This window comes from Persicitalea sp. (assembly GCF_041751555.1).
Classification (GTDB): domain Bacteria; phylum Bacteroidota; class Bacteroidia; order Cytophagales; family Spirosomataceae; genus Persicitalea.
On sequence record NZ_JBGSXF010000646.1, the window covers coordinates 1 to 8132 of the forward strand.

At 48.0% G+C, this 8132-nt stretch carries 5 protein-coding genes; 1 reads left to right on the top strand and 4 read right to left on the bottom strand.

The window, feature by feature from the left end; genetic code table 11:
• Positions 1-456, top strand: a 456-nt coding sequence (locus tag ACEW8P_RS22720) for a methylated-DNA--[protein]-cysteine S-methyltransferase (RefSeq protein WP_373515359.1), incomplete at its 5' end; no start/stop codon positions are given.
• Positions 457-512: 56 nt separating this feature from the next.
• On the opposite strand, the gene ACEW8P_RS22725 is transcribed toward ACEW8P_RS22720, so the two are convergent.
• The 4 genes from ACEW8P_RS22725 to ACEW8P_RS22740 form a co-directional block, all read right to left on the bottom strand.
• Entirely contained in the window at positions 513-2840 is a 2328-nt protein-coding gene (locus tag ACEW8P_RS22725; protein ID WP_373515360.1) for an AIPR family protein, read from the bottom strand.
• Positions 2841-2842: 2 nt separating this feature from the next.
• Positions 2843-3829: a PD-(D/E)XK motif protein gene (locus ACEW8P_RS22730; protein WP_373515361.1), complete on the bottom strand. Its 987-nt coding sequence runs from the start codon at positions 3827-3829 to the stop codon at positions 2843-2845.
• Complete coding sequence (locus tag ACEW8P_RS22735) at positions 3822-6734, bottom strand: Z1 domain-containing protein (protein WP_373515362.1); 2913 nt, start codon at positions 6732-6734, stop codon at positions 3822-3824. Before ACEW8P_RS22735 ends, ACEW8P_RS22730 begins: the two co-directional genes overlap by 8 nt.
• Positions 6731-8132 (bottom strand): ATP-binding protein (locus tag ACEW8P_RS22740; protein ID WP_373515363.1); only part of this gene is annotated, 1402 nt, incomplete at its 5' end. The genes ACEW8P_RS22740 and ACEW8P_RS22735, both read right to left, overlap by 4 nt.

Below are 8132 nucleotides of genomic sequence, written 5' to 3' on the forward strand. Positions count from 1 at the left end.
GACCTGCGGTTTTTGGACGAAATAGATGACGCGGAGGTAGTTGTGGCGCAGTTGCGCTCGGAGTGGCCGAGTGCCAGCGTCGCGTCTGATGCCGTAAGTACTTTACCCTATATCCAGCAATTATTTTACGCAGAGAAAGACTCGACCAAACAGCTGCCCGTGCTGCTGCGCGGCACCAATTTCCAGATCAAAGTCTGGGAAGCCCTGCTGCGTATCCCGGCGGGTCGGCTCGTCAGCTACGACGACGTGGCGCGTTCCATCGGTCAGCCCACTGCCTCGCGCGCCGTGGGAACGGCCATCGGCAGCAACCGCCTGGCCTACCTCATCCCCTGCCACCGCGTGTTGCAGAAATCCGGTGGTTTGGGTGGGTACCGCTGGGGGACGGCGCGGAAACAGGCGATGATGGGCTATGAGGCGGGGCGGTTGCCGATGGTGGGGCAGGGGGAATTGTTTTAGGGGAGTAAGGGAGAGAAGGAGGATGGAGGAAGGGAAAGGAAATTGGACCGCACTTTTTACTCCATAGGCTCAGAACCCGGCTTGAAGCCGAATCTCGCCAAATTGACCAAGTTTCGCTGTACCATCGCGATGTTGTAATCTGACAAAGGTTTCCGTCCTTCGGCGATGTCTTTCATGTACAGGAAATGAGAGACCATCAAGCGTTTATTTCGGCGATCCCACGCCACGAGTTGCTGGACTACTTCGAGTGAAACAAAGGGTTTTTCTTCGGTTGAAATCTGAACGGTTACCTCTTCTTCCTCATCGATATTCTCAAAAAGTTCGGAAGCCTGTTCTATGACCATATCGATGATTTCCGGGCCGTGCTGTAACTCACTGGCCAGAAACGAGCGGTTTGATTTGACCCTTGCCATGATATTGAGCGCCACCGTGCGCTGGTGCGGAGTCAGGTTTCCCGTAATACGGCCCCAATTGTCGATATCGTTCCAAACTTTGGCCGGAATTCCGCGTAGGTACTCAGTTATTTGGTCGGTGATGATTTCGTTGGCTTCATCGTCGGAAAGTACTTCCCGTTTTTTGAGCGAGCCGGGACTGGCCAAATCGTCAGCCAAAGCGTTCAGGTCCAAGTCAAACTTCTGCTTGCTCACTGCTTCCCAACATACTTCTTTTTTTGCCCATTCGCCGTACAGCGAGCCGGGTGCCTGTGATTTGATAAAGTGTTCAATCTGAATCATCAAACTGCGAAGCTGTTCGCCGAGTTCGCCCGACAGACGTTGTTGTTTCCATATTTTCAGTAAATCGAGCTGCTCCTTCGTGGCTTGATTCAAATAAGCCAGCGTGTAGGGAACCGTGACGTAACGCAAATCGCCGAGGGCGTTGGGTTTGATGCCGTAAATTTTTTCCGACGCCCGGAAAAGCACCGCTTTTGCCACCAGATCCTCAAAGAAAACATTGTTCGGTTTCAGGTCTTTCTTCTTGAGCAAATTCATGAAAACGGCGTAGTTCTTTTGCCCGCCTCGCACCACATGATAGGGTAACCCGGCCCACACATTGACGTACTTGGCCAAATCTTCTTTTACCAAAACCTGATTTTTAGGTGATTGCGCCAGGAAAACGGACTTCTGCTTTTTGGTCACTTCCTTAGCCAGTTCGTTCTGGTACTGGCCGCGCGCCCGCTCGTAAAACCAGCGGGTTTGATGGCCCGCGCCGGGCAACGGGGGTGCCCACATGATCCGTGACAGCTTCTCGACTTCGATGTGGAAGGGCGAATTGGCTGTCAAATCAGCGTCGGACACTTTGTTTTGGCTGTTGGCGTAGCGCGAGATCCGGTTGACGATGGTACTGACCTCTTCGTGGTTTTTGATGACCGATAACTTCATTTGCACGAATACTTTGTCGATCCCGACTTTGTCTTTATGCCGGGTGTGCAGGATGCTGGCCGTGGTTTGTCCGCCATTTACGATTTGCAGTTCCCGCACCGACTTGATGCCCTTACCCCCCTGCGGCAGGTCGACCAGTTCCACTTCCTGCGCCGTGGCCGCAATGCCATTATTGAAAGCCAGAAACATATGCGGCTCCTTCATGATCGTTTCGCGAATGCCTTTGTTGATCTTGCCCCGGAATTGCAGGAATGACCGCACGTTCATTTCCAGGAGCCGCGCTCCGTATTGTAAATACACATCGGCCAGCGTATCGCCCGGCACGACGGCGAGGTACGATTGGTAGTCGTCATTGTTGGCGGGAACGGTGAGGCAGGGAATGGCGGCTCCGCACAATTCTTCGAAATCGATCTCGATCGGATCGGGATGCCCGCCTTCCAAACGCATCAGGTAGCCTACGTCGATAATGCGGTACATCACCAGCACGTTACGGATTTGCTGATCTTTCGGTTTTTCAACCTCGCATTCGCCGTCGGTGAGGATGAATATTTCCGCCCGCTGAATATCGATTTCCGACTTACTTAGTTCGCGGGCAAAATCAAACGCCGGAGCGGTAGGCTCCATTTCTTCGAAGTAGCCATTCAGGGCATTTTTCAAAAAACGGGAACTCTGACTTACCGCGCTGTCGATTTCAGCCTTAAAGGTTTTCTGCACTTGCTCGCTGCCTTTGTAAGCGGTGAAGAATAGCTGCACCGTTTCAAGATTTTCGCTCAGCGAATAGCCATTGATCTTGTGCATTCGCTGCCCTGCTTTATTTAACTTCTCATCGTGGCACTCGCGCGCGTTTTCCACTTCGCCCGCCTCGGCTAATAAGTCGATGACGTATTGCGTGAAGGTCTGCTCGCGGGTGCTGCCTTCTTCGTTGGCGTTCAGGTTTTCCCATACTTGGTTGCGAAGATTTTCGTAGTATTTTTTCAGGGCAATCGGTTCAGAAAAAGCGGCCATAGTCAGGAAAGGGTATCGAATAGTTGCTGTTCGGTAATTTCGTAGGGGAGGCAATCGGACAGGCTGGCGGAGTAGCGTACCTCGCCCACGCCGGGGCGAAGATCGGCCGGGGTAATGCGGGGGAAACTGTCGGTAACCCGGAAAATATATTTTTCGCGGATCACGTAGCCATTTTCCTCGTAAACATCAGCCTGAGCATCGAAATACCCGGCGTCGATCAGCTTTCGGTTAAAGGTTGACAGAAGCGCCGCCTCAGCTGCCAGCATCGACCGGATTGTAGAGACTATCGCGTTCAGCGATTCCCCGCCTCTTACTCTTACGTCCAGATTGAGGTAGTACAGAAACAGATTTTCCAGCGGCGATTCATCCAGTTGTCGTTCCCCGTTGACGGTGAATCGCTCGTGCGTAGCATGACTGCTGGTCTTTACCTCGATGGCCCAGCTTCCGGCCCGGAAATCCTGCACTGCCGCATCCTGCCCGACCCAGCTATCAAGCACACTTGTTTTATCGGTTAAAGCCGTCAGCAAGGTGCGTAGTAAATGCAATTCTCCATAAAGCCCTTTTTGCTGTTCCGTAGTTAGACCCGTGGAGGAGTAGCGGCTGAAAAGCGCTTCCCAACGATCCAAGTGATTCAGGAATTCACGAACTACCTGCCTGTCGCCGGGTATGTCGATCAACCGGGCAATCAGGTCTTCCAGTAGTACGTCGAACACCTCGGCAAAGCGTGGTTCGCTCAATACCAGATTCAGGAAGAAGCGGGTATCGTCGTCGGGATCACCTACCTTCTCTACTCTGAGTCCGAGCGCGGGAGGACGACTTTGAATTCCCTTTGCCAAAGCCAATGGCAAGCGTAGTACCAACATCCGTTCGTTTTGGGGCATTCTGAGACCAAGATTCAGATCACACGGGCTGGTGGCGTCATAGCGGATGCGCCGGAATACCCCTGTCTGATTTTCCAATTGCGGCCATACCTGTTGGATTCTATTCATTATCCATTTCGGGAGTATACTCGAAATCAAAATCCTCAATGAATTGCTGATTAACAGCGTATTCTATTTTTTCGTCATGTTCTATATTTGGAAAGCTTACAGCTAAGCCTATTACTGGTACTGGCGAAATAATGGTGTGCAAAGGTTTTCCTTCAACTTTATTCCCAGATAATTTCACCACCGGATTTAACGGATAAATTAATAGAAGACCCTGAGACGAAGGCCGACTGTATTTAATACGGAAAGTACTCGGATATTTTGGAGAATCTTCATTACCCTTTTTTTTCCAATCCTCTTCTGTCTTTTTTTCGGAATCAGCCAATTGCTCCTCTGTTAAGTCGATATATTCATCACCGCTTGGAGGAGAAAGTAATTGTGCTTTACTGATTTCATAAAAACTTTGCCAATCGCTAGACGCATTTCCACGATTGGTCAAACCGACTTTCTCAGAATTATTGTTAATAAAAAAGGGCCATTTATCTTCTTCTTTGGCTTGACTATTGTTTATCAATACCACCGTCCATTTTGTAAGATATTTGCCATTTGCTGACTGCTTATCAATGTATTCAGTAATTTTAGAGGTATTCATTACTGCTGATTCAATATGGTACTCGCTCAAAAACTGGCAAATAGTGAAGCTATCTGTTTCCCATACTTTGTTAAATCTCCTAGCAGATTTTTTATTGAGCGGAGTCACAGTAGATCCTAATTGATTCAGAAACTGTTCTGTTGCTGCCAAGTTATGGCGAAACAAATTCTCCTCAATTTTAAACCTTCTTGTTTGTACAAGTTGTCCTGAATAACTTAGCCACATAGTACGAGCATCACGAAATTTATTGACGGCCGTGATGGTAAGTACACCTGGATGGGTCCGAACTTTAAACCCAAACTCAGCGGGCGTTTTGTTTAATCTTACCATTTGGTCAAACTCCTCACGTATTTCTTCCGAAGCAATTGTAATGTGCTTATACCATCCAATTAACTCTGAGGATGTGAATAAACGGCATAAGTCTACGTAGCCTGGCCTATAACCGAACCAGCGCCCCATTTGCATTAGCGTATCGTACATTTTTGATGCGCGAAGATAATAGCTGATACTCAATCCTTCCAGTGTAAGTCCGCGTGAGAGCTTGTCGCCGCCAACGGCAATAACCGATATGAATCGGGGAGGATTTTCCTGCTCCGCATCGAAATAATCTAACGTTTTTATGTTAGTATATTCAAGCCCGATAGTTTTCTTCTGACCATGAACCGCTCGCACCTCAATAAGCATAGCTGCCGCGAACAAATTTTCTTTAATATGTATCCAATCAACCTGTGTTATTTCGGTATCTTTGAAACCATTTAAATCTGCCTCTTGACTCTCTATAATTCCAGCAGTCGTCGGCATAAAATCCTTTTGCCAGATACTTTCCAGTTCAGTTAATAATTTATCCTTCGTTTCAAATTCGATCTGATTTTGATAATTTTTCAAAGTTGCATATACAAGCGAAGCCGTTCTATCTATCCAAGGTACAAAGCGAGAAATATGTATTAACATCGAATTGTGTTGGTTATTTTGCCCTCTTGCCCTTCTTGCTGCACAAACTAGCAAAAAACACTTGATTGCATAATCCAAAGAAGTCGGTATCTGCTCCGGTAAAGGGTCATATTTTTTATGCTTGTCAGGGACAAAGTGCCTATAATCATCCTTAAAACCAGTAGTTTGATCATTTAAATTAACTAAAACAGGCAGAGGTTCTTCAGCCCGCTCACTGGAAGCAACAGCGGATAAGCCAAATATTTTAGCCGGACCAATGTAATTGGAAGGAGCTGGGATATTTATAATGAAATCGCGTGGAAATAAATCTTCCCCAACTTTATATTCAAAATTGGAAATTTTGATATTTAATCCCTTTATAATCTCCTCGGGCTCAATTGGAATAAAGATATTGGCAAAAGGAGTAGCTGTATATCCAACGTATGCGGATTGCTCGAATAGAGATAGTAATGATCTAATTAAGCCATTTATGGTTGAAACCAAGTGCTTGCTGGTGTTGATCGAAGCATTATCCGCTTCATCATCAATAATCAGTACCGGAGTATTTTCAATTAGTTTTTTGTCATCTCTCGTTTCAGCCCTGATAGCTAACCATTTAACGAGATTTTTCAAAATTCCAGCGTTCTTTTTGACTACCAAAATGATAGGATCGGAACTATGAATTGAAAAACCTGATCGTTCCGCCAAAGGCTTACCGAAGTCACCTACGCTAGTCGTTAGTGCATGGGCGATTAATTTCCTATTATATTTTCCCACCCCAATAAGATAATTAGCTTTATTAGAACTAAGAGACAACTTAGTTGGATTAAAGCCCAAAAAACCTTCATCAATTCTAATTTGGGTTTGTGTTCGCAAAGTATCATGAAGACCTGCCAGAACAATAATAAATTTGTAGCCGGCATCAGCAGCCTTATTAATCAGACCAATATAATTCCCAGTTTTTCCTGACTGTACTTGACCGACTACCATACCACGGCGATCCCATGAACCAGATGTCTTAGGATTTACAAGTCTGTCAAGAATTGAATCGGTTAAATCATCAAGGTTATTTAAGGTTGGTGCCGGAAGTTTCGGTTGTAAAAAATACTTATAACGCTCCCAGAACTCCCAAGTAAGATTATTCGAAGCACGTTCAGACTTGACCCATGCTTTGGGTTTATTCTTAGGATTATCCAAAATTTGGTAAGCATCCTGCGAAACCGAAAAGTTGGCACTCAGGTACCTTATGATTGCTTCGCGTTCAGGTTTAACTGCAGGTGCCAATTCCAGAATCTGGTCAACAACTTCTCTTATAATTGCTTCAGAACGTTCAGTTTCTCCAGCCAGCCGTGAAGAAGCCCAGTTTTTTACTAAATCAGCATTCATAGACTTTCAAGTAAGTAAGGGTGGTCATTAAAAGGTTCAATCATCAGGATTTGACGCCGAGCTTCTGTTTCATTCATTGTCATGAGTAAACCATTGTAAACCAGCTTCATAACACTCAAAAGATCGACTTCTGTGGTGTCAAAGGAAACGGGTTGAGCATTGGGTTCTCGGCTTTCATTTAATACAATTAAGGGAATGGGTACCGTCTCTTCAAGTATTCGCATCAGTGCTATCAACCCTGTTGTGTTGGGTCCGGCCAGAGCCTGACGCACAACTGGGTGTTCTCGGTTGATACCGTAGAAGTGCCTCCCTCGCCTGACTTTTTCCTGCCAAACCGGAACGTACGTCTGCGTCAGGCTGCGCTGTAGTACTTTGCCACGATGGCGATACACCTCCACCGCCAGCCGACGTACGCTGTCGGCGATGCGCCGGAGTTCGTCGCGCAAGGCGTCGGGCGGACGGGCCACCGACTTTTTGATGTCGATTTGCCAGTCGGTATCCTGCTGATTGGTAATGTCCAGCCGGATGCGGGCCAGTTTGTAATGCTCTTCTTTCTTGAACATCCCCAGCCAGCTACCCGCCACCAAAAGCCGCTCGTTGCGGTAGATGTAAAAACCCTGCTGAGCGTTCCAGCCGCCCGGCCCGCCGCCTTTTTCGTGGTTGGCAGAAGTGAGAAGGGAAATATGGGGAAGTACGTAGCCCTTGACCAGTACCTGACCGCCCGCCATCGATTCTTCGGCTTGCGGTTGCAGACCGGGTTGCCCGTGCATGTACGGGTCCCAAGGTTCGACCGGGTTACCGTTGAAGTCTATTTTCAGGCGGTCGGGCGTCAGGAAGCGGTGGAAAAACATCGACAGGTGCTGCTTGACCGATGCGGCGGCTTTGAGGAAATTGGCGAGGTGCTTGGCGTTGTCTTTATCGGTGCCCTTCGTCAGACGGTCCATATCCTCCCACAGGACAATTGTGCCGCCCGGCAGCTTTTGGCATTCTTCAAATAATTGGGGTTGGTCGAGTTGTTGGATTAGCTCCCAGCGGTTGGTTGCGGCCACGTGGTCGTGGCTCCAGCACCAGTGGGCGGGTACTTCGCCGGGCAGGCGACTGATCACAGTCAGCCGACGACATTGGGAGAAAGAAGCCGTTTTCAATCCCAGCCCGAAGCGGCCCAGATCGTGAGGTTCGCGCTCCGCCAGCGGATTGTGGCTACCGGGACGCATGGCATTGACGATTCCGGTTTCGCTCATCCCGCTGCCGTTATCCGCAATCGTAATCCACGAATCCGGGCCTTCCCACTCGAAATGAATATCTATTTTGGTCGATCCGGCGGATATCGAGTTATCCACAATATCGGCAATGGCTACTTCCAGCGTGTAGCCGATTGAGCGTAGCGTTTCGAGAATA